The sequence below is a fragment of the Acidovorax sp. NB1 genome (genome assembly GCF_005405905.1).
Lineage (GTDB): Bacteria > Pseudomonadota > Gammaproteobacteria > Burkholderiales > Burkholderiaceae_C > Acidovorax.
This window is the reverse complement of sequence record NZ_BJHU01000021.1, coordinates 111709-132050: the sequence shown is the minus strand read 5'-3', so window position 1 is coordinate 132050 and position 20342 is coordinate 111709. Positions and strand designations below refer to the sequence as shown.

Here is a 20342-nt window from a genome sequence, read left to right as displayed (position 1 = left end):
TCAGATGTCAGAGGCTTTGACGCGCGGGTCGATCACGGCGTAAAGAATGTCCACGACGAAGTTCACGATGACCACCATGGCGGCGAGCAACATCACGCAGTTGCGCACCACGATCAGATCGCGGTTGGAGATGGACTGGAAGATCAGGCGCCCGAGGCCCGGCAGGTAGAACACGTTTTCCACCACGATGGTGCCCGCCAGCAGGTTGGCAAACTGAAGCCCCATCACCGTGACCACCGGGATCATCGCGTTGCGCAGCACATGACCCCACAGCGCTGCGCGCTGCGTCAAGCCCTTGGCACGCGCCGTGCGCACAAAGTCTTCACGCAGCACCTCCAGCACAGCCGAGCGGGTGATGCGCGCCAGGATGGCTGCCTGCACCACGGCCAGCGCAATGGCAGGCAGCAGCAGGGCCTTGAGGGCTTCGAGCGGGCTGCCGCCAGCGTCTTCCGTCCAGCCCGGAAAGCCCCCGGCCGAGAACCACTGCAGCTTCACCGAGAACAGCAGGATCAGCAGGATGGCGAACCAGAAGTTGGGGATGGCAATGCCGATCTGTGCCAGGCCCATCACGCCCACGTCGCCCAACTTGTTGTGGCGGGAGGCGGCATACACGCCAGCGGCCAGGGCCAGCACCGTGGTGATCACCATGGCCATCAGGGCCAGTGGCACGGTCAGGGCCAGGCGCTCCAGCACCAGGTCGAGCACGGGCGAGCTGTAGGCGTAGCTGTCGCCCATGTTGCCCACCACCAGGCCGCTCACCCATTGCCAGTAGCGCAGGCTGGCGGGCTGGTCCAGCCCCAGCTTGGTGGCCAGAGCGGCCACGGCATCGGGAGAGGCATCGGGGCCCATCAGAATCTGCGCGGCATTGCCTGGCAGGATCTCCAGCACCAGAAACACAACGATGGATGCGCCGATCAGCGTGGCCAGGAGGGTGGCAAACCGTTTGAGGAAAAACAGACCCATGGAGCAGGCGGTGGAGGAGGGTGGGACGCGAGCGCGTAAAAATTAATGTGTATACACAGCATAACGGTAAAAACATCCCCGTCAGCGGTGGTGGGTTGCAGTGTGGCACGCAAGGCACATGCCACCGCGCGGGATAATACGGAGCATGAACTGCGCCATGTACCCCGTTGCCCCTGTGTCTGGCCCTGCGCCCAGGGAGGCCGTATGGCGCTGATGATCACCGACGAGTGCATCAACTGCGATGTGTGCGAGCCCGAGTGCCCCAATCAGGCGATCTACCTGGGGCAGGAGATCTACGAGATCGACCCGCACAAGTGCACGGAATGTGTGGGGCATTTTGACGAGCCCCAGTGTGTGCAGGTCTGCCCCGTGGCCTGCATCCCCGTGAACCCGCAGCATGTGGAAAACCGCGAGACGCTGTGGCAGAAGTTCCAGCGCCTGCAGGCGCCGGCGGCAGGCTGATCCTTAAGCTTTTTTGGCCGTCTGCGCGCGACCACCAAACGTTTTAAGCTATTAAAAATATAGCAATTGGTTATTGACACAACCGCTGATCAGTCCTCCACCGGGCGCACAGGCTTGGGGCGGGGTGGCTTGGTGGTGTGGATGAGCAAGGTGGCCTTGTCCATCTCGCCCGCCAGCATGGCGGGGTAGGCTTTCAGCGAATGGATGATGCAGTCCTCGATCAGCGTGCGCTGGTCGGGCGACGGCTTTTTCAGCACCCAGTTGGCGACTTCGCTCTTCACGCCGGGGTGGCCGATGCCGATGCGCAGGCGCCAGTAGTCCGGCGAACCCAGCTGGCCGTGGATGTCGCGCAGGCCGTTGTGCCCGGCGTGGCTGCCGCCGCGCTTGAGCTTGACCTGGCCGGGGGGGATGTCCAGCTCATCGTGCACCACCAGGATTTCCTCGGGCTGGATCTTGAAGAACCGGGCGAGCGAGGCCACGGATTTGCCCGAGAGATTCATGAAGGTCTGAGGCTGCAGCAGCCACACGCTTTGGCCGTGCACCGTGGTGCGCGCCACCAGCCCGTGGTAGCTGCGCTCGGGCACCAGCGTGGCCTTGAGGTCGCGTGCCAGAGCGTCAATCCACCAGAACCCGGCGTTGTGGCGGGTCGCTTCGTAGTCGGGCCCCGGGTTTCCAAGGCCTACAAACAGCTTGATCATCTGTGGATTATCCGTGTGCGAAGGTGGATTGCCGCGCGCTGGGTGGTGCGGTGCCTGGTGCTCGTTGGTGGTTGGCCGCTATGGGGTCAGTGCCGTGTGGCGGCCACGCAGGCCAGGCTACAAAAACAAACGGCCCACCGAGGTGGGCCGTTGGGAGGCCAAACCCGCCGAGACGGGTTGGCCTGCTTGGTAAGGCGAGTGAATCAGCGAGCGGCCGATTACTTCTTGCCCTTGCCCTTGCCCTTGGCGTCAGCAGCAGGAGCGGCGTCAGCAGGGGTCTCAACGACCACGACTGGAGGCACAACGGACACCAGCACGGGGTTGTTGTTCTGGCCGCCACGGACCTTGGCCACCACGCCCTTGGGCAGCTTGATGTCCTTCAGGTGCAGGGAAGCACCCTTTTCCAGCTTGGACAGGTCCACAGCGATGAATTCGGGCAGATCCGAAGGCATGCAGGTCACGTCCAGTTCGTTCACGATCGGGTTGACCATGCACTTGTCCACCTTGACGGCGTTGGACTCTTCAGCACCGCTGTAGTGCAGTGGCACCTTCAGGTGCAGCTTGGTCTTGTCGTCCACGCGTTGGAAGTCGATGTGCAGCACCAGTTGCTTGTAGGGGTGGTATTGCACGTCACGCAGCACGACCTTGGAGGTTGCGCCGGCCACTTCCATGTCCAGCACGCTGGAGTGGAAAGCTTCCTTCTTGAGGGCGTGCCACAGAGCGTTGTGGTCGATCTCGATCAGTTGGGGTTCGGTGGCACCGCCGTACACGATGCCAGGCGTCTTGCCCGAATTGCGCAGACGGCGGCTCGCACCCGTACCTTGCTTGGCGCGCTCAAAAGCGACGAAGTTCATAGTTAGCTCCTGGAAAGAGGCGACCGCGACCAGTCATCCTCTGTTTTAAAAAGGCTTGCGGCATTGTTGCCGCCCGCCACTTGGTGTCCCCGAACAGACAACAAGCCTCCCGAGGGAGGCTTGTGTGCAACCGGTCTGCAGCGCTCCCGGCGGGAGCGGGTCAGAACAGGTTGTCCTGGTCCGAGAACAGGCTCATCACCGACTCACCCTTGGCAATGCGCTGGATCGTCTCGGCGATCAGCGGAGCCACGGAGAGTTGGCGAATCTTGGTGCATCCCTTGGCGTTGTCGCTCAGGGGGATGGTGTTGGTCACGACCACTTCATCGAGGGCCGTGCCCTTGGCGATGCGTTCGATGGCGGGACCCGAGAAAATGGGGTGGGTGCAATACGCGTACACGCTCTTGGCACCACGCTCCTTGAGCACTTCTGCGGCCTTCACCAGCGTGCCAGCGGTGTCGATCATGTCGTCCATGATCACGCAGTTGCGGCCTTCGATTTCGCCGATCACGTGCATGACTTCCGACACGTTGGCCTTGGGGCGGCGCTTGTCGATGATGGCAAGGTCGCAGCCCAACTGCTTGGCCAGGGCACGCGCACGCACCACACCACCCACGTCGGGGGACACCACGATCAGGTCCTCGTAGTTCTTCTGGCGCAGGTCGCCCAGCAGAACCGGAGAGGCGTAGATGTTGTCCACGGGAATGTCGAAGAAACCCTGGATCTGGTCCGCGTGCAGGTCCATGGTCAGAACGCGCGCCACACCCACGGCTTGCAGCATGTTAGCCACGACCTTGGCCGTGATTGGCACACGGGTGGAACGAGGGCGGCGGTCCTGGCGGGCGTAACCAAAGTAGGGGATCACAGCGCTGATACGCTCGGCCGATGCACGCTTGAGCGCATCCACCATGATCAGCAGTTCCATCAGGTTTTCGTTGGTGGGTGCGCAGGTGGACTGCACCACGAAAACATCGCGCGCACGCACGTTTTGCTTGATTTCGACGGTGACCTCACCGTCAGAGAAGCGACCTACGTCGGCTGCACCCAAGGTGGTGCCGAGGTGCTGGGCAATTTCAGCTGCCATGCCAGGATTGGCATTGCCAGTGAAAACCATGAAGTCGGGGTGATTGGCTTGCATGAGAGTCCCAGCAATCTGAAAAAAAAGCCCGTACGCGAGAAAATATTTGGCAGGGGAAGAAGGATTCGAACCTTCGCATGCCGGAATCAAAATCCGGTGCCTTAACCAGCTTGGCGACTCCCCTACACAGGTCAACTGCCGAAAGCAGCCAACCTTAATTCTCGTCTGATGCCCACCCTGCCAGAGGATGAATCATCAGATTTTCACACGCTTTGACTTGCCAGCCTTCGGGGGCTCCGCTTAAGTCCACAGCGTCTGAGATTTGCGCAAACACTGCACTTCCAGAGCCTGTCATTCGGGCTTGCAATCCGCGACTCCTGAGCCATTCGATGGCCTTGGTGACGTCCGGGCAAAGTGCCTGAGCAACTGGCTGCAAGTCATTTCTACCGAAGTGAAAGTGTGCTGCAGCAAAGCCTAAGATTGTAGCACTATCTGAATCGCGTTTCAAACTTGGTGACGAAAAAATTAATTTTGTCTCCAAACCTGCTGCGGGCTTCACTATGGCAAAGCGCGCTTGCGGCAGTTGGTGTGCTTTCTCAAGCGGCGTGATTGTCTCACCAATTCCCTCCACCCAAGCGTTGTGACCGCGTAAAAAAAACGGAATATCTGCGCCGAGCTGCAAACCGATCGATTCCAGTGCCGCGCGTGACAGGCCCAAGCCCCAGAGTCGGTTCAAGGCGAGCAGTGCCGAGGCCGCGTCGGACGAGCCTCCGCCCATGCCAGCCTGCGCAGGAATGCTCTTGAGAACACCAATGTGCGCGCCGAGTGTGCAGCCCGTGGCGGATTGCAGGGCCTGTGCAGCTCGCAGCGTCAGGTCCATATCCGGCAAGGGTGGGCCCAAATCTTCCCGGGAGATGACGCCATCACTGCGGCGCTCGAAATGCAAGGTGTCGCACCAATCCACCAGCATGAAGACGGACTGGAGCAGGTGGTAACCGTCAGCACGCCGCCCGGTGATGTGCAGAAAAAGATTGAGCTTGGCCGGAGCCGGCACGTCGTACAGCGCTTGCATCGCAGAGTGGGAAAAGTGGCGCGGGCTGAGGTGGCTGGGGCGATCGCCTCAGCGGGTCAACAGGATGCGCAAAGTGGCTTGTGGAGCGGGGTGGTTGCGCAGGGCGGTGAGGCGCCCGTCGGGCATGCCCGAAAGGTCCGCCTGCCAGCCAGGCGCCGTGGCCTGAATGCCGTTGAGCCAGCTGAACAGGGCTGCAACGGGAATGCGGGTGCCTGTCACATCCAGCAGCAGCGTTTCCAGGGAGTCTGAAGTGCGTGTTTCTTGTCCGCTCTGCAACTGGGCTTGGCCATCGTTCCAATCCAGCTGGGCAATGCGGTTGCCAAAGGGGCTCAGCAGCACCAGGCCGCCATTTTCAGGATTGCCATGCAGCTCAAACGTGGCCGAGAACGACTGGGCGGCTTGCCCCTCGACCTGCAGTGCGATTCTTCCGCGCCAACTGCCGTCGTCAGGGGGGGGGCTTCGTGTCGGTTGGGCGCAACCCGAAATCCACAGTACGCAGAACGTGATCCACAACACCATCCAGCGGCGTTGAAAGGCCACGCCAGATCCTGGCTGGAGGCTTTCGCCGTGGGCCTGCATCAGAGCCCTGCTCCAAGCCGCTTGAGTGTTTCTTTGAGGATGTCGTTGTCTGGGCTGATGCGCTGCCCTTCCTTCCAGACTCTGGAGGCGCCTTCCTTGTCGCCCAGGCTCCACAGCACCTCGCCCAGGTGGGCAGCGATTTCGACATCAGGGCGCGCCTCGAAGGCGGTTTCCAGAAGGCGTTTGGCATCGGCCTTGTTGCCCAGGCGAAACTCCACCCAGCCAAGACTGTCCATGATGAAGGGATCGTTTGGCGCAAATTCCAACGCTTTCATGATCAGTTGCTTGGCCTCGGCCAGTCGAAGCCCCCGGTCTGCAAGTGAATAGCCGAGCGCGTTGTAGGCGTGGTGGTACTGCGGTTGGCGCGCAATCACCTGTCGCAGCAGTTGCTCCATGGTGTCTGGGCTGCCCATTTTTTCCGCCAGCATTGCCTGGTCATAAACCAGTTCCGCATCGTCCGGCGCCAGTGCCACCATTTCAACCTGTACTTGGTAGGCTTCCTTGAAGAGGCGCTGCTCGCGCAGCAGCTGCACTTCGGCCGACAGCTTCATGCGCTGGCTTTCTGCGGAGGTTCCGGGCAGGCTGCGCAGCAACGCACGCGCCTGGGCGAGTTTGCCTTGGCGTGCCAACAAAGAGGCTCGGCGAATCTGTGCGCCAAACACTTCTTCCGCGTTGTCAATACGGCCCAGCCAGGCCTCTGCGGCCGCAAAGTCTTTCCTTTTCTCTGCAATTTGTGCGTACAGCAAATATGCCTGGGTCAGGCTTTTTTGTCGCACTTCTGCATCGGCCGAGGCCGAGGCCAGATCGAGAAGGCGCTGCAGCGAGGCCTCTGCAGCGGGCAAGCGGTTGTCCTGAAGCTGCAGCGTGGCAACCACGAGCCAGGCTTCTGCCAGATCCGGCTTTTCTTTGGTCACGGCTTCCAACTGGCGGCTGGCATCTGGATAGCGTTGCAGCCCCAACAACACGCGCGCATAGGCCATTCGCAACTCGGGGATGGGCTGTTTGGCCAGCGCCTGAATCACTATGGCTTCGGCTTCCGGGATGTTTTCGTCCAGCAGTTCGAGTGCCAGCCGCGCGGCGTCCTCGCTGGCGTTGTCCAGTTCCTGCGCCTTGCGCGCGGCATTCAGTGCACCGCCTTTGTCGCCAGCAGCCAGGCGCAGGCGTCCCAGGGCCACCCAGGCGGCAGGGCCTGTGGCGGGGTTGGCCAACTCGTCCACAAGGGCCTGTTCTACCACCTTGGCTGCCAGCGCCTTGTCGCTGGCGCGCCCGTACATCTGGGGCAGGGCGGACAGCGTGGCTGCCTTGGCACGAGGTGGGGACTGTGCGAGTTCCTGGCGCAGCAGGTCGGGGGTTTCTCCGATTCGGTTGAGTGCCACCAGGATCTGCAGCACATAGCGGTTGGCTTCACGGGATTGGGGTAGGGCCTCTTTCCAGGCCTTGGCTGCGGCCAGCGCGTATTCGCCCGAGCGCGCCTGCAAGGCGATATCGGCCGCCCGTTGGTAGAGCTGGCCGTCAGCACTGCGGCGAGCAGCCTCAAGCATGAATGCATAGCCCGCGCCAGGGTCACCTGTGCGTGCGCTGATTTCGCCCAGAAAGATTTCATAGAACAGCTCGGCATCCAGGGCTGGGTTGGCGGTCGCAGGTGGCCTGCTGGCCGCGGCACGGCTGTCATTGCCAACTTGCTGGGCCCATGCGGACTGGGCAGTCACCGCCACTACGGTAGCGAGTGCGGCGGTTCGAAAGCTGTGAAAAAGCACCATCGGGTCATAATAATCCATGCCTGTGAAGCCGTTGTCCGGCATTTTGTATGCCTGAGTTGCCCGAAGTGGAAGTGACCCGCCGCAGTTTTGCCGATGCAATCGCGGGGGCAAAAATTCAAGCCGTGGTTCTGGGCAAGCCGTTGCGTTGGCCCTTGGGTTGTGATCCTCTGTCTCTTGTGGGGCAACAGGTGTTGGGGTTGCGCCGCCGGGGCAAGTACCTGCTGGCCGACCTGAGTGGAGGGCTCTTGCTGGTTCACCTTGGCATGTCGGGCAGTTTGCGTTTTGCGCACGGTTTGCCGCCGGGCGGCCCGCATGATCATTTTGAGCTGGTAACCGACAGGGGAACCTTGCGCTTGCACGATCCGCGTCGCTTTGGTGCAGTGGTGTTTGCCGCCGGTGAAGACGCGCCAGTGGCCGTGAAGCTGCTGGGGGCGCTTGGAATGGAACCGTTGTCTGACGCGTTCTCGCTTCCGCATTTTCAGGAAGGCCTGAGAAAAAGCCGTATGCCCATCAAACAGCTGCTGCTGGCAGGGCATCTGGTGGTGGGGGTGGGCAATATCTATGCGTCTGAAGTGCTTTTCATGGCAGGGATCCGGCCCACTGCGGCGTCTTACCGCATCGGGGCTGCGCGGGTGCGTCGTCTGTACGAGGCCATTCGTGTGGTGCTGGCGCGTGCTGTGGATATGGGGGGCAGCACATTGCGTGACTTTTCAAATGCGGAGGGTATGGCGGGGCATTTTCAGACCGCTGCCAATGTGTACGGGCGGGAAGGCGCTCCATGCCATGCCTGTGGCACGACGATACGGCTTTTGCGTCAAGGGCAGAGGAGCAGCTACTTCTGCCCCCGATGTCAGAGACCATAGGGGATAGGCTGCGCGGTGAATAGTGCAGCGGTAGGCTTTAGGCTTGCAAAGGCCTCAATCCTGGGCCAGCGACAGCCCGCGTGCGGTCGATGCTATATTTTGTGTATGTCTACCCTGTAGGCCATTCATAGATCTGTGGGAGCAAAGTGGGACCTTCATTCAACGAACAGTTCGACCAGCATGGCGCCTGGCGGCGGGAGTTCGCCCAGCAGCTCAAGCGGCTGGCCGAGTGGATGTCCTCGCACGACCTCATGGATGCCGCCGTGCAGGAGAGGCTGCACCGCTTGGAGGAGCAGGTCCGTAGCGACAAGGTCATGGTGGCCTTTGTGGCGGAGTTTTCCCGTGGCAAGTCCGAGCTGATCAATGCGATCTTTTTTGCGGACTATGGGCGCCGCATCATGCCTGCGAGCGCTGGTCGAACCACCATGTGCCCGACGGAGCTAGGGTATGACGCTGCGGTTGCGCCCAGCTTGAGGTTGTTGCCGATCGAGACGCGTCTGCAGATGCAGGGGTTGGCCGAGTGGCGGATGAAGACCGACCGCTGGACTGAAATTCCTCTGGATGTCAGCAATGCTGACCAGATTGCCAAGGCGCTGGAGAAGGTGGCCGAGGTCCGCAAGGTCAGTCTGGACAATGCCCGCGCGCTGGGCTTCTGGCACGATGAGTTAACCGATGAAAATCCTGTGCCCGACGCACAGGGTCTGGTGGAAGTGCCCATGTGGCGGCACGCCATCATCAATATTCCGCACCCCTTGCTCAAGCAGGGGCTGGTGATTCTGGACACGCCGGGTTTGAATGCTGTGGGCGCAGAGCCTGAGTTGACCGTGAACCTGATTCCGCAAGCGCATGCGGTGGTTTTTATCCTGAGTGCTGATACCGGGGTCACCCGTTCTGACCTGTCCATCTGGCGCGAGCATCTCGCGATCTCGTCAGACGGCATGGATGCGCGTCTCGTCGTGCTGAACAAAATCGACACGCTGTGGGACACGTTGAACAGCGCCGAGCAGGTGCAGGCACAGATGGAGCGCCAGTGCAGCACCTCTGCTGAAATGCTTGGCGTGCCGCTGGACAGGGTGGTGCCTGTTTCGGCCCAGAAGGGGCTGGTTGCCAAGATCACGGCGGACGACGTCTTGCTGGAAACCAGTGGATTGCCAGTGCTGGAAGAGGCCCTTGCTAAAGGCATCATGGGGCGCCGCCGTTCCATTCTGCGGGCGGCGGTTTCCACTGGGGTGGCCAGCCTGCGTACGGAGACCGCTCGGGTCATCAACATCCGCCGCCGCGACCTGGACGACCAGATGGCCGAGTTGCGCAGCTTGCGAGGCAAGAATGCCTCGGTGATTGAGTCGATGCGCCATCGCATCGAGCAGGAGCAGCGCGAATTCGACCTGAGCACCGCCAAGATTCAGGCTGTGCGCGCCGTGCACCTCAAGCTGCTGCGGGACGTGTTCCAGCAACTGGGCGCGAAAGCGCTCAAGGCCGAGCTTGCAGAGCTGGCGCAGACGCTGCAGCAAAAGGGTCTCAAGCTGGGCGTCAAGAAAATTTATGTTCAGACTTTCGACAAGCTGCGCGGCACGCTGGACAAGGCACAGGCTTCCGGTACAGAAATTCAGGCCATGCTGGGAGGCACCTTCCGGCAGCTCAATGCCGAGTTTGGGTTCTCTCTCCAGGTGCCCACACCTCCGCAGCTGGAGCACTTCACACATGATCTGAATCAGATCGAACAAAGCCACTTGCAGTACCTGGGCGTGGGCAACGCGCTGAAGCTGGCGCAGCCGGAGTTTGCCGAGCGGCTCGTGCGGGCCTTGGCCATGCGATTGCGCACGGTGTATGAATCCGCTGCCAACGACCTTGAGCTGTGGAGCAAGTCGGCAACGGCGCAGCTGGATGCGCAATTGCGCGAGCGCCGCCGCAGTTTTGCGCGCCGCATCGAAGCGGTGGACCGCATACAGCAAGCGGCCAGCGGGCTGGTGGAGCGTATCTCGGAGATCGAAATTGGTGAAGAGGCGCTGAGCCAGTTGGAGCGCCGACTGCAGGAACTTACATCCCAGCTCATCGCCTTGCCGGGCCTGGAGCCTTCCGCTTCCGACGCACATCTTGTGTCGGCATGAGTGTGTTCGCAGAGGAAGCACGCATCGCCGAGCGTGTGGTGGCATGGCAGGCACGCCATGGCCGCAACCACCTGCCATGGCAGCAGACCCGAGACCCTTATCGGGTATGGCTGTCAGAGATCATGCTGCAGCAGACCCAGGTCAGTACCGTGCTCGATTACTACGGGCGGTTTCTGGCGCGGTTCCCCGACGTCACTGCGTTGGCAAATGCCCCGCAAGATGAAGTCATGGGGCTTTGGAGCGGCCTGGGCTACTACAGTCGGGCGCGCAATCTGCATCGGTGTGCCCAGCAGGTTGTGGCAGAATATGGGGGGGCGTTTCCTCGTACGGCGGAGGTATTGGCGACCCTGCCGGGCATTGGCCGATCCACGGCAGGGGCCATTGCCGCATTCTGTTTCTCAGAGCGGGTCCCGATTCTGGATGCCAATGTGCGGCGGGTGCTGACGCGCTTGCTGGGTTTTGACAAAGACATGGCATCGGCGGCCAACGAGCGTTTGTTGTGGGGGCTTGCCGAGTCGCTGCTGCCGTCGCAGGACCTGGGCTACGCGATGCCCCGCTATACCCAGGGGCTCATGGACCTGGGTGCTTCGATTTGCACTCCGCGCGCCCCTCGCTGTTCCGCCTGTCCTTTGATGGAGTCCTGCCGGGCTATGAAAGATGGCGACGCTGAGCGCTACCCCGTCAGAACACGCAAGCTGACCCGCAGGGCCGAGTCCTGGCACTTGGCAATTGTTCGTGATGAGCGGGGCCGTGTCTGGCTGCAGCGACGCCCTCCAACGGGCATCTGGGCAGGCATGCATTGTGTGCCGGTCTTTTCTGAAGATGCTGCCTGCGCTGCTTTCGTGGCAGGACTTGGTGACCCGTCGCAGCGTGTGTTGGAAGAGTTGCCTCCTTTTGTGCATGTACTCACGCACAGGGACCTGCATCTTCATCCGGTGCTGATCAGCGGCGATGTTGGGGGCGACGCCTTGGGGGAGGGCGAGTGGCTGGGGCAGGATCAATGGCCGTCGGTGGGGTTGCCCGCCCCCATTCGCAAGTTGCTGGACGCAACGCAGGCCCGGCTATGGTAAGTAGCCAGAGCTGGTCTCCACTGACATCCCTCAGCGACCGTCGAGTTCCCGGTGGCGCTTCAGGGCAGTCCAGCGGTCGCTGAAAGCCTCCGCGAGCCTCTCCACTAGGTAAACAGAGCGGTGCTGCCCGCCAGTGCAGCCAATCGCAACCGTGACATAGCTGCGGTGGTTTCTGTCCAGCATGTCCAGCCAATGTGCCAGGAACTGCTCGATGTGTGCGCGCATGAGACTCACGTCGGGCTGGTGGTGCAAAAAGTCAGCGACGGGCTGGTCTAGTCCGGTCAAGTCGCGCAGTGCCGACTCATAGTGGGGGTTGGGCAGCATTCGCACATCAAATACATAGTCTGCATCCATGGGGATGCCACGTTTGAATGCAAAGGACTGAAACACCAAGGTCAATTGCCCTTGTGCGGTGGACATCAGGCCCTTGACATAGCTTTGCAGTTGGGACGCCCGTATCGTGCTGGTATCGATGACGTGTGATTGCTCGCGCAGGTCGGCCAGCAACTCACGTTCGAGTTCAATGATTTGCACCAAAGCCCGCCGTCCTTGCTGCAGATCGTCATGGGACAGGGGGTGGCGGCGGCGCGTTTCGGAGAACCTCCGCACCAGCGTGTCGATGGTCGCATCGAGAAAAATCGACTGGACAGCTACGCCCTGGCTGCGCAGGCGGTTCAGCTCCTGGGGAACCTGATGCAGAGATGTCGCGCTGCGCACGTCCATGGCGATGGCGACGCGGTTCCCATGGTGGCGATGCTCCAGCGCCACAAAAGCGGGCAGTAGCTCGGGGGGGAGGTTGTCCACGCAGTAGTACCCTGCATCCTCCAGGGCATGCAGGGCCACAGACTTGCCTGAACCCGACATTCCCGTGATCAGAACAATCTCAAGCGCCATCAGTCATCCACTTCCAGGGTTGTTGCCACATGGTTCAGCATTTCCCTGGCATGGGCCAAGGTTGTGGCTGTAGAGCGTTCGCCACCCAGCATGCGCGCAATTTCAGCTACACGCTGTTCCTCCTGGATCGCCTGCACGGTACTGGTAGTTCCTGTCGGGTTCTTGCGTTTGGCCACCTTGAGGTGATGGTGCGCGCAGGCCGCGACCTGGGGGAGGTGGGTCACGGCCAGCACTTGGCGATCGCTGCCCAGCTGTTGCATCAGCCGGCCCACAGTTTCTGCAACAGCGCCGCCAACACCGGAGTCCACTTCGTCGAAGATGAGTGTAGGCGCCATGCCCAGTTCGCTCGTAGTGACCGAGATGGCGAGAGAGATGCGCGACAGCTCACCGCCGGAGGCGACCTTGCCGATCGGCTTGGGGCTCATGCCAGGGTGGCCGGAGACCAAGAACGCTATCTCATCCAGCCCGTGGGCTGCGGGCTCCTGGACGCGTGTCACGGACGCTTCGAACCTTCCTCCTTCCATACCGAGGCCTTGCATGGCCTGGGTGATGGCGATAGACAGCTTGGGTGCTGCCTTGGCGCGCGCCTGGGAAAGCGTCCGAGCTGCAGCCTGATAGGCTTTGGCGCTGGCCGTCTCGGCGGCTTGCAACCGTTCTATGTCGGTGGCGGAGTCGAGGTGGCGCATCTCGGCCTTCCAGTCCTCCAGAAGTGCGGGCAGCTCAGCGGGTGGCCGTTTGTACCTGCGGGCCAGGGCCATCCATTGAGCCATGCGGGTATCCAGCTGGGCAAGCCGCTGTGGATCAATGTCTGCATGTCGCAGGTATGAATGCAGCGAATGGACCACGTCATTGGCCTGAGCAAGGCTTGACGCCAGGATGTCGGCCAGGTTGGCAAATTCGGGTTCGATGTGCTCCTGGGCCTGAAGGAGCGCTTGGGCCTGCGTCAGTGCACTGAGTGCACCAGCCTCATCTGCTTGCAAGGTCTGAATGGCGCCGTCGGCGGCATCCAGAAGCGCTTGCGCATGCGACAGGCGCTTGTGTTGCGCATCCAGCTCATCCCATTCATCGCGAGCAGGTGCCAGTCTTTCTACTTCGCTGATTTGCCATTGGAGGCGCTCACGCTCCTGCTGCAATGTGGCCTGGGCCTGGCGTGCCTGCTGCAGGGTTTTTTGGTCCGCACGCCATTGCGACCATCGGGCCAGGGTGTCCGCAGTGCTGATGCCCGCAAACGCATCGAGCAACCCACGTACCGACTCGGGACGGGTGAGGCTTTGCCAAGCATGTTGACCGTGAATGTCGAGCAGCATGTCGCCTAGTGCGCGCAACTGCGCTGCCGTGGCTGGGGTCCCATTGATCCATGCGCGGCTTTTACCCTGCGCGTCTACCGTGCGGCGCAGCAAAAGCATGTCCTCTGAATCAAACCCTGCTTCTTCCAGCCACGGTCGAACATGCTCTGGGCAATCGAATTCTGCGCAAATATCTGTTCGAGGGCAGCCTTCACGCACAACCCCAGCGTCTGAGCGCGCCCCCAGGGCCAGTTGCAATGCATCGATCAGAATGGATTTACCCGCCCCGGTTTCGCCGGTCAGCACGGTAAATCCAGATTGGAGTTCAAGCTCCAGCGCCTGAACAATCACAAAGTCACGCAGCGTGATTCGCCGGAGTGCCATGGTCAGGAGCCTCCCTCGTTCCAGCGCAGTTTTTTGCGCAGCGTTGCAAAGTAGTTCCAACCCTGTGGATGAAGGAACCGCACACAGTGCTCCGATCGTTTGACCAGAATGCGGTCGCCATGGAGCAGTGAGGCCAGCGACTGCATGTCAAAGTTGGCACTGACATCGCGCCCGCTCACGACCTCCACTGCCACTTCCGTGGCGTCTGACAACACAATGGGGCGATTGGACAAGGTGTGTGGCGCAATGGGCACCAGAACCCAGCCTGGAATGGATGGGTGCAGCATGGGCCCTCCTGCTGACAGCGAGTAGGCCGTCGAGCCCGTGGGGGAGGCGATGATGAGCCCGTCGGCACGCTGATTGGCCACTAGCCGTCCACCGACTTCGACCCGCAACTCCACCATGCCAGAGGTTGCTCCGCGGTTCACGACCACGTCATTCATGGCAAGGGCTTCAAACACCACCCGCTCATCGCGCACAACGGTGGCGTGCATCAAGGGTCTGAGATCCTCTTCGTAAGCCCCTTTCAGCATGGGCGAGAGGGTTGTCTGATAGGTGTCGAACGGAATGTCAGTGATGAAACCCAGTCGCCCCTGGTTGATGCCAATCAGCGGTGTGCCAAACCGGGCAAGTCTGCGGCCGATGCCCAGCATCGTACCGTCGCCACCAACCACCAAGCCCAGATCACATCGGGCTCCGATGTCGTCTACATTCAGCGAAGGGTAATCATGCGTCAACCCCGTGTTGCTGGCGGTCTCAGCTTCCAGCGCAACCTCGCATCCCTGGCGTTCCAGAAAGTGAGCGATGTCTTCCAGTGCCTGGCGAGAACTGTCGCCCATGGAGCCCGCAGATGAAGCTTGATACTTGCCTATGAGTGCGACACGGCGGAAATTGGACGTCATCGCGAAATTACATCATTAAAATCATTCCATGCTCGATGACCGTGCCAAGTTGTTGCTCAAAGCCCTGGTCGAGCGCTACATCGCCGACGGGCAGCCAGTGGGGTCTCGCACCCTGTCCAGGGCGTCCGGCCTGGATTTGTCACCTGCCACCATCCGCAATGTCATGGCGGACCTAGAGGAGTTGGGGCTGATCGCAAGTCCCCACACTTCGGCAGGTCGAATCCCCACGGCACGGGGCTACAGATTGTTTGTAGACACCATGCTGACCGTGCAACGGGACCCGCTGACGCCCCCCCAGCTTGCCCCAGAGCAGCCGCAGAAGGTGATTGCCAATGCGGCGCAGTTGTTGTCGAACCTGTCGCAGTTTGTCGGCGTGGTGATGGCTCCACGGCGCACTTCGGTGTTTCGTCACATCGAGTTCCTGAGACTCTCCGAGCGGCGCTTTCTGGTCATCATTGTCTCGCCTGAGGGCGATGTGCAGAACCGGGTGATCTTCACGGAGGCCGACTATTCGCAGTCGCAGCTGATCGAAGCATCCAACTTCCTGAATGCGCACTATGCGGGGCTTGCGATGGAGCAGGTGCGCGAGCGTCTGAAGTCCGAGGTGGATGTGCTGCGTGGCGAGATCGCGTCACTCATGCAGGCAGCCGTGAATGTCGGATCCGAAGTGCTATCAGAGGCACAAGACGCAGTGGTCATTTCTGGTGAACGCAACCTGTTGGCGGTCAGTGACTTTTCCAGCGACATGGGCAATTTGAGGCGCGCCTTTGACCTCTTTGAGCAAAAGACCCAAATCCTGCGTCTGCTCGACATCTCCAGCCAGGCAGCGGGTGTTCGCATCTACATTGGAGGCGAGAGCCAAGTCGTTCCTTTTGAAGAGTTATCTATCGTCAGTGCACCCTACGAAGTCGATGGAACGGTGGTGGGCACGCTGGGTGTGATCGGCCCCACACGCATGCCCTACGACAGGATGATCCAGATTGTGGACATCACCTCCAAGCTTGTTTCCAACGCGCTCAGCCACCGCAAGTAAGCCTCTACAATACGGCGCTTGCCCCGTTGTATAGCGCTGGAGCATGGCTTGGGGCGTTAGCTCAGTTGGTTAGAGCAGAGGACTCATAATCCTTTGGTCGTTGGTTCAAGTCCAACACGCCCTACCACCCGTCACTCGCATGGGTGATCATCACGATCAAAGCCATTTTTCTTCAGCAATGTGCCCCGTTTCTCTTTGGGACGCTTTGGAGTGCATTACAATTGTGGCTTGCGCTGAGTTAGCTTTTGTTTGCAGCAAGTCTCTCAAGAGGATGCAAATAAAAAGCAAGATTTCAAGGGTCGCCAAGAAATCATGCTATAATTCAAAGCTTAGCGGCTGTAGCTCAGCTGGATAGAGTACTTGGCTACGAACCAAGGGGTCGTGGGTTCGATTCCTGCCAGCCGCACCAATGTTTAAAGCCTGCAATCGCAAGATTGCAGGCTTTTTCATTTGTCCGCGCGCTTGGCGTTGACCGGGGATATCTGGCGATGAGCAAGGCTTTTACCAAAGAAACCGATGGGGCTGACGACGATGAGTTGGCGTTGCCGCCACTGCCTGCTGGGGGCAAGAACTACATCACGCCTGGCGGGTATGCGCGTCTGCGGGATGAGTTGCTCGACTTGATCGACAACGAACGCCCCAAGATTGTGGATGTGGTGCATTGGGCTGCGAGCAACGGCGACCGCTCTGAGAACGGTGACTATCTGTACGGCAAGAAGCGTTTGCGTGAAATTGATCGGCGCATCCGCTTCCTGACCAAGCGATTGGAGATCGCCGAAGTGGTCGATCCCAGCCAGCATGCTGGAAGCGACCAAGTCTTTTTCGGAGCAACGGTGACCTATCTGGATGATGAGGGGGTTGAGCGCACCATCACCATCATGGGCATTGATGAAGCCGACACCCGCGAATCACAGGTCAGCTGGATTGCACCCGTGGCGCGTGCGCTGCTCAAAGCCCGGGTGGGAGACGAAGTCCAGCTGCCCACCCCAGGGGGCGTACGCCACCTGGAGGTGGTCGAGGTCCGTTATCCGCTGCCACATCCCACCTAGTGGTGCGCTGCGGCCACAGGTTCAGCGTTGGCCTCGCGGGATGTCCTGTTTGGGGCCTCGGGGCCGCTTTCAGGCCTGGGGTGTTATCCGGGCCGCGCGAAGGACGGCCTGGGTGCGGCGCAGGTTGCGCAGTGCCAGCTCCAGATGTGCCTGGTCACGCACGGCAACGATGAAGCGCAGGTCCGTAGTGTCCAGCGCTGCCTCGTCGTCCATATCGACATGGGTGATATCCGCCTCGGAGTTCGCCAATTCTGCAGCCACGCGTGCCAGTACGCCTTTGCCGTTGGTGACGGTGACCACCACGCCGGTTTCAAACATGCGCGTAGGCTCGTCCGACCAGTCCACGGCGATAAAGCGCTCGCTGTCCTTGTGTTGCAGTCGCTTGGCGACACTGCAGTGCACGTTGTGGACAACTAGGCCCTCGCCACGGCCCAGATAGCCAACGATGCTGTCACCGGGCACGGGGCGGCAACAGGACGCGTACTGCACCGAGGCATTCTCGCTGCCGTCGAGCGTGACCGCGCCCTGCGACAGGGTCTCGTGTGACGTGTAACGCTCGCGGGTCATGAGCAGAGCGTCGGGGCGGTGGCCGTGCTCCGACATCAGCACCATGAGTCGCTTGGCCACGATGCTGGCGATGCGTTTCCCCAGGCCGAGGTCGGTCATGAGTTCGCTGCGGCTGCGGTTGCCTGTGAAGCGCAGCAGCTTGTCCCACATCGGTTGGGTGTCTGTGTTGAGCGGGGGCAGCTGTTCCAGTCCCTCGGCACGGATCGCCTGGGTCAGGAGTTTTTCGCCCAGGCCTTCTGATTCTGTCTGCGCCAGGGTCTTGAGGTAGTGGCGAATTTTCGAGCGCGCGCGCCCGGTTCGCACAAACCCCAGCCATGCCGGGTTGGGGGTGGAGACGGGATCCGTGATGATCTCGACCACATCGCCGTTCTTGAGTTCGGTGCGCAGTGGCACCTGCTCGTTGTTGATCTTGGCTGCGGTGGTGCGGTCACCGACATTGCTGTGGATCGCATAGGCGAAATCCACCACGGTGGCGCCGCGTGGCAGAGCCATGATCTGGCTCTTGGGGGTAAACACATAGACCGCGTCGGGGAACAGGTCCACCTTCACGTGGTCCCAGAATTCGGCGGCGTCGCGCGTTTCGTTCTGGATATCGAGCAGGGACTGCAACCACTTGGTGCCCAGGCGTTCGGCAGAGGTGCCATCGCCATCCTGGGCCTTGTACAGCCAGTGCGCGGCCACGCCGGCCTCGGCAATGACGTGCATTTCGTCGGTGCGCATCTGGAACTCGATGTTTACACCCGACGGCCCCACGAGGGTGGTATGCAGCGACTGGTAACCGTTGAGCTTGGCAATGGCGATGTGGTCCTTGAACTTGCCGGGCACGGGCTTGTACATCTGGTGCAACACCCCGAGTGCCGTGTAGCAGTCTGTCACCGTGGGCACGATCACCCGGAAGCCGTAGATGTCCGTCACTTGCGCGAAGCTCAGGTGCTTGAGGTCCATCTTCTGGTAGATGGCGTACAAGGTTTTTTCTCGGCCTGCCAGGCGCACCTTCATGCCGATCTTGGAGAAGGCGGTGTCCACCTCGGTCTGCACCTTCTGCACCAGATCGCGGCGGCGGTTGCGTGACTTGTTGACGGCCTTCGACAGCGTGGCATAGCGCCAGGGATGCAGATGCCGGAAAGCCAGGTCCTGCAGCTCGCGGTAGGTCTGGTTCAGGCCCAGGCGGTGAGCGATGGGCGCATAGATCTCCAGCGTTTCCGAGGAGATGCGGCCCCACTTGCTGCGCGGCATGTCCGACAGCGTGCGCATGTTGTGCGTGCGGTCGGCCAGCTTGATGAGGATGACACGCACGTCGCGCGCCATGGCCAGCAGCATCTTGCGGAAGGACTCCGCCTGGTTCTCTTCACGGGTGTTGAACTGCAGCTTGTCCAGCTTGGTGAGGCCATCCACCAGTTCGGCCACGGGGGCGCCAAAACGGTCGATCAGGTCGGCCTTGGTGACGCCACAGTCTTCCATGGCGTCATGCAGCAAGGCTGCCATCAGGGCTTGGGCGTCGAGCTTCCAGGTGGCGCATTGGGCCGCCACGGCGATCGGATGGGTGATGTAGGGCTCACCACTGTTGCGCAACTGGCCCAGGTGCGCCTCGTCGGCAAAGCGGTATGCCTGGCGCACCTGTTCGATGCTGGAGGCATCCAGGTAGTCGAGGCTGTCTGTCAGCGCGGCAAAGCTGGCCGCTGCCGCATTGGCCGCTGCTGCGGCTGCAGAAAGACCGCCTGCCGTGGGCGGATCGCCAGGCCGGGGCTGCGTTGCAGAAGGTGAGTTGAGCACCGCGTTCATGCCTTTAATGTAGCGCGGGAGCGCATCAGACGATTTGCGGGAAAAAAAAAGCACCGCTGTCGCGGTGCTCTTTCGGGGCTGCGCCCAGGAAATGGCTCAACCAGGAACCTTCTTGAGCATCTCCAGGCCCACCTTGCCTTCGGCGATTTCGCGCAGGGCGGTCACGGCAGGCTTGTTGCGGCTTTCGATGCGGGGCGCGTGGCCCTGGCTCAGCATGCGGGCACGGTACGTGGCGGCCAACACGAGCTGGAAGCGGTTGGGGATCTTTTCCAGACAGTCTTCTACAGTGATGCGTGCCATCGTTTTACTCCGGGATTCAGGTGATATTGAGCGACTGGAAGGTGTCAGCACGTGCGCGGCGCTGGGCGACGTACTTGAGTCGCTGGGCGTGAACGACGGCTTTCAGGTCGAAAAGCGCGCGCTCAAACAATTCGTTAATTATAACGAAGTCGAATTTGCTGACCTGGGCCATCTCTTCGGCCGCATTCTTGAGGCGGACTTCAATCACCTCTGCCGTGTCTTCCCCGCGCCGCTCCAGGCGGGAGCGCAACTCTTCCCAGCTGGGGGGCAGGATGAAGACCAGTACCGCGTTGGCAAAGGCCTCCTTGATTTGCAGAGCGCCCTGGAAGTCGATTTCCAGGATCACATCCGACCCCTGGGTAATGCGCTCCTCGATCGCCTTCTTGGAGGTGCCGTAGCGGTTGCCGTGCACATGTGCCCATTCCACAAAGGCATTGCTTTGCACCATGGCGTCGAACTCGGATTGCGACGCAAAGTAGTAGTCGCGGCCGTGCTTTTCCTGGCCGCGTGGGGCGCGGGTGGTGTGGGAGACCGAGAGGTGAACGTGCGAGTCCAGTTCCAGCAGCGCCTTGACAAGGCTGGATTTGCCTGCGCCGCTGGGCGCCGCTACTACGATGAGATTTCCGGGATAGTCCATAGTT

The 20342-nt window shown here is 61.0% G+C and carries 19 protein-coding genes and 3 tRNA genes; 8 read left to right on the top strand and 14 right to left on the bottom strand.

Annotated features, from left to right (window positions below; all coding sequences use genetic code 11):
• A complete protein-coding gene (locus AvAM_RS08910) occupies positions 1-963 on the bottom strand; it encodes an ABC transporter permease (protein WP_137746720.1) in 963 nt (320 codons plus the stop codon).
• Between the two features lie 204 nt (positions 964-1167).
• Here AvAM_RS08910 and AvAM_RS08905 point away from each other — a divergent pair, with 204 nt between their 5' ends.
• Positions 1168-1425, top strand: a complete 258-nt coding sequence (locus AvAM_RS08905; protein WP_137746719.1) for a YfhL family 4Fe-4S dicluster ferredoxin — start codon at positions 1168-1170, stop codon at positions 1423-1425.
• A gap of 89 nt (positions 1426-1514) precedes the next feature.
• Here the strand turns inward: AvAM_RS08905 and pth are convergent, their stop codons facing one another.
• From pth to AvAM_RS08870, 7 genes are all read right to left on the bottom strand, one after another.
• Positions 1515-2123: an aminoacyl-tRNA hydrolase gene (pth, locus tag AvAM_RS08900; protein WP_137746718.1), complete on the bottom strand. Its 609-nt coding sequence runs from the start codon at positions 2121-2123 to the stop codon at positions 1515-1517.
• Between the two features lie 218 nt (positions 2124-2341).
• A complete protein-coding gene (locus tag AvAM_RS08895) occupies positions 2342-2977 on the bottom strand; it encodes a 50S ribosomal protein L25/general stress protein Ctc (RefSeq protein ID WP_137746717.1) in 636 nt (211 codons plus the stop codon).
• Between the two features lie 160 nt (positions 2978-3137).
• Positions 3138-4112 carry a ribose-phosphate pyrophosphokinase gene (locus AvAM_RS08890; RefSeq protein ID WP_094286710.1) on the bottom strand — a complete coding sequence of 325 codons (975 nt, stop codon included), beginning with the start codon at positions 4110-4112 and terminating at the stop codon, positions 3138-3140.
• A gap of 47 nt (positions 4113-4159) precedes the next feature.
• Positions 4160-4236, bottom strand: a tRNA-Gln gene (locus AvAM_RS08885).
• A 30-nt stretch (positions 4237-4266) separates the two neighbouring features.
• On the bottom strand, positions 4267-5124 hold the full coding sequence (gene ispE, locus AvAM_RS08880) for a 4-(cytidine 5'-diphospho)-2-C-methyl-D-erythritol kinase (RefSeq protein WP_137746716.1): 858 nt from the start codon (positions 5122-5124) through the stop codon (positions 4267-4269).
• 48 nt (positions 5125-5172) lie between these two features.
• Positions 5173-5664, bottom strand: coding sequence for a lipoprotein insertase outer membrane protein LolB (locus AvAM_RS08875; protein WP_249368025.1), 492 nt, complete (start codon positions 5662-5664; stop codon positions 5173-5175).
• 38 nt (positions 5665-5702) lie between these two features.
• A complete protein-coding gene (locus AvAM_RS08870; protein WP_137746715.1) occupies positions 5703-7481 on the bottom strand; it encodes a tetratricopeptide repeat protein in 1779 nt (592 codons plus the stop codon).
• A 29-nt stretch (positions 7482-7510) separates the two neighbouring features.
• Here AvAM_RS08870 and mutM point away from each other — a divergent pair, with 29 nt between their 5' ends.
• The 3 genes from mutM to mutY all read left to right on the top strand — a co-directional run bounded on the left by mutM (position 7511) and on the right by mutY (position 11504).
• Entirely contained in the window at positions 7511-8326 is an 816-nt protein-coding gene (gene mutM, locus AvAM_RS08865) for a bifunctional DNA-formamidopyrimidine glycosylase/DNA-(apurinic or apyrimidinic site) lyase (RefSeq protein WP_137746714.1), read from the top strand.
• Between the two features lie 146 nt (positions 8327-8472).
• On the top strand, positions 8473-10434 hold the full coding sequence (locus tag AvAM_RS08860) for a dynamin family protein (protein WP_137746713.1): 1962 nt from the start codon (positions 8473-8475) through the stop codon (positions 10432-10434).
• Positions 10431-11504 (top strand): A/G-specific adenine glycosylase, encoded by a 1074-nt coding sequence (gene mutY, locus AvAM_RS08855; protein WP_137746712.1) that lies wholly within the window; start codon positions 10431-10433, stop codon positions 11502-11504. Before AvAM_RS08860 ends, mutY begins: the two co-directional genes overlap by 4 nt.
• Before the next feature lie 30 nt (positions 11505-11534).
• Here mutY and rapZ read toward each other — a convergent pair whose 3' ends face one another.
• Genes rapZ through AvAM_RS08840 form a run of 3 tightly spaced genes read right to left on the bottom strand, consistent with a single transcriptional unit; the run spans position 11535 to position 14970 of the window.
• Positions 11535-12398, bottom strand: a complete 864-nt coding sequence (rapZ, locus tag AvAM_RS08850) for an RNase adapter RapZ (protein ID WP_137746711.1) — start codon at positions 12396-12398, stop codon at positions 11535-11537.
• Positions 12398-14068 carry a DNA repair protein RecN gene (gene recN, locus AvAM_RS08845; protein WP_137746710.1) on the bottom strand — a complete coding sequence of 557 codons (1671 nt, stop codon included), beginning with the start codon at positions 14066-14068 and terminating at the stop codon, positions 12398-12400. Before recN ends, rapZ begins: the two co-directional genes overlap by 1 nt.
• 2 nt (positions 14069-14070) lie before the next feature.
• Positions 14071-14970 carry an NAD kinase gene (locus AvAM_RS08840; RefSeq protein WP_137746709.1) on the bottom strand — a complete coding sequence of 300 codons (900 nt, stop codon included), beginning with the start codon at positions 14968-14970 and terminating at the stop codon, positions 14071-14073.
• Between the two features lie 28 nt (positions 14971-14998).
• On the opposite strand from AvAM_RS08840, the gene hrcA reads away from it, so the two are divergent.
• The 4 genes from hrcA to greB all read left to right on the top strand — a co-directional run bounded on the left by hrcA (position 14999) and on the right by greB (position 17052).
• The gene (gene hrcA, locus AvAM_RS08835; RefSeq protein WP_137746708.1) at positions 14999-16003 is read left to right on the top strand and encodes a heat-inducible transcriptional repressor HrcA; all 1005 of its coding nucleotides are present in this window, start codon (positions 14999-15001) and stop codon (positions 16001-16003) included.
• Between the two features lie 50 nt (positions 16004-16053).
• Positions 16054-16130 (top strand) — tRNA-Ile (locus AvAM_RS08830).
• 205 nt (positions 16131-16335) lie between these two features.
• Positions 16336-16412, top strand: a tRNA-Arg gene (locus AvAM_RS08825).
• 79 nt (positions 16413-16491) lie between these two features.
• Positions 16492-17052: a transcription elongation factor GreB gene (gene greB / locus AvAM_RS08820; protein ID WP_171012176.1), complete on the top strand. Its 561-nt coding sequence runs from the start codon at positions 16492-16494 to the stop codon at positions 17050-17052.
• 69 nt (positions 17053-17121) lie between these two features.
• On the opposite strand, the gene AvAM_RS08815 is transcribed toward greB, so the two are convergent.
• The 3 genes from AvAM_RS08815 to gmk form a co-directional block, all read right to left on the bottom strand.
• Positions 17122-19401, bottom strand: coding sequence for a bifunctional (p)ppGpp synthetase/guanosine-3',5'-bis(diphosphate) 3'-pyrophosphohydrolase (locus AvAM_RS08815; protein ID WP_137746706.1), 2280 nt, complete (start codon positions 19399-19401; stop codon positions 17122-17124).
• Positions 19402-19497: 96 nt separating this feature from the next.
• A complete protein-coding gene (gene rpoZ / locus AvAM_RS08810) occupies positions 19498-19701 on the bottom strand; it encodes a DNA-directed RNA polymerase subunit omega (RefSeq protein WP_005794722.1) in 204 nt (67 codons plus the stop codon).
• A gap of 16 nt (positions 19702-19717) precedes the next feature.
• On the bottom strand, positions 19718-20338 hold the full coding sequence (gene gmk / locus AvAM_RS08805; protein WP_137746705.1) for a guanylate kinase: 621 nt from the start codon (positions 20336-20338) through the stop codon (positions 19718-19720).
• Positions 20339-20342 lie beyond the last annotated feature (4 nt).

Coding starts and splice junctions, on each gene's coding strand:
- AvAM_RS08910 (WP_137746720.1), bottom strand. CDS start 963: ATGGGTCTGTTTTTCCTCAAACGGTTTGCCACCCTCCTGGCCACGCTG.
- AvAM_RS08905 (WP_137746719.1), top strand. CDS start 1,168: ATGGCGCTGATGATCACCGACGAGTGCATCAACTGCGATGTGTGCGAG.
- pth (WP_137746718.1), bottom strand. CDS start 2,123: ATGATCAAGCTGTTTGTAGGCCTTGGAAACCCGGGGCCCGACTACGAA.
- AvAM_RS08895 (WP_137746717.1), bottom strand. CDS start 2,977: ATGAACTTCGTCGCTTTTGAGCGCGCCAAGCAAGGTACGGGTGCGAGC.
- AvAM_RS08890 (WP_094286710.1), bottom strand. CDS start 4,112: ATGCAAGCCAATCACCCCGACTTCATGGTTTTCACTGGCAATGCCAAT.
- ispE (WP_137746716.1), bottom strand. CDS start 5,124: ATGCAAGCGCTGTACGACGTGCCGGCTCCGGCCAAGCTCAATCTTTTT.
- AvAM_RS08870 (WP_137746715.1), bottom strand. CDS start 7,481: ATGGATTATTATGACCCGATGGTGCTTTTTCACAGCTTTCGAACCGCC.
- mutM (WP_137746714.1), top strand. CDS start 7,511: ATGCCTGAGTTGCCCGAAGTGGAAGTGACCCGCCGCAGTTTTGCCGAT.
- mutY (WP_137746712.1), top strand. CDS start 10,431: ATGAGTGTGTTCGCAGAGGAAGCACGCATCGCCGAGCGTGTGGTGGCA.
- rapZ (WP_137746711.1), bottom strand. CDS start 12,398: ATGGCGCTTGAGATTGTTCTGATCACGGGAATGTCGGGTTCAGGCAAG.
- recN (WP_137746710.1), bottom strand. CDS start 14,068: ATGGCACTCCGGCGAATCACGCTGCGTGACTTTGTGATTGTTCAGGCG.
- AvAM_RS08840 (WP_137746709.1), bottom strand. CDS start 14,970: ATGACGTCCAATTTCCGCCGTGTCGCACTCATAGGCAAGTATCAAGCT.
- hrcA (WP_137746708.1), top strand. CDS start 14,999: ATGCTCGATGACCGTGCCAAGTTGTTGCTCAAAGCCCTGGTCGAGCGC.
- greB (WP_171012176.1), top strand. CDS start 16,492: ATGAGCAAGGCTTTTACCAAAGAAACCGATGGGGCTGACGACGATGAG.
- AvAM_RS08815 (WP_137746706.1), bottom strand. CDS start 19,401: ATGAACGCGGTGCTCAACTCACCTTCTGCAACGCAGCCCCGGCCTGGC.
- rpoZ (WP_005794722.1), bottom strand. CDS start 19,701: ATGGCACGCATCACTGTAGAAGACTGTCTGGAAAAGATCCCCAACCGC.
- gmk (WP_137746705.1), bottom strand. CDS start 20,338: ATGGACTATCCCGGAAATCTCATCGTAGTAGCGGCGCCCAGCGGCGCA.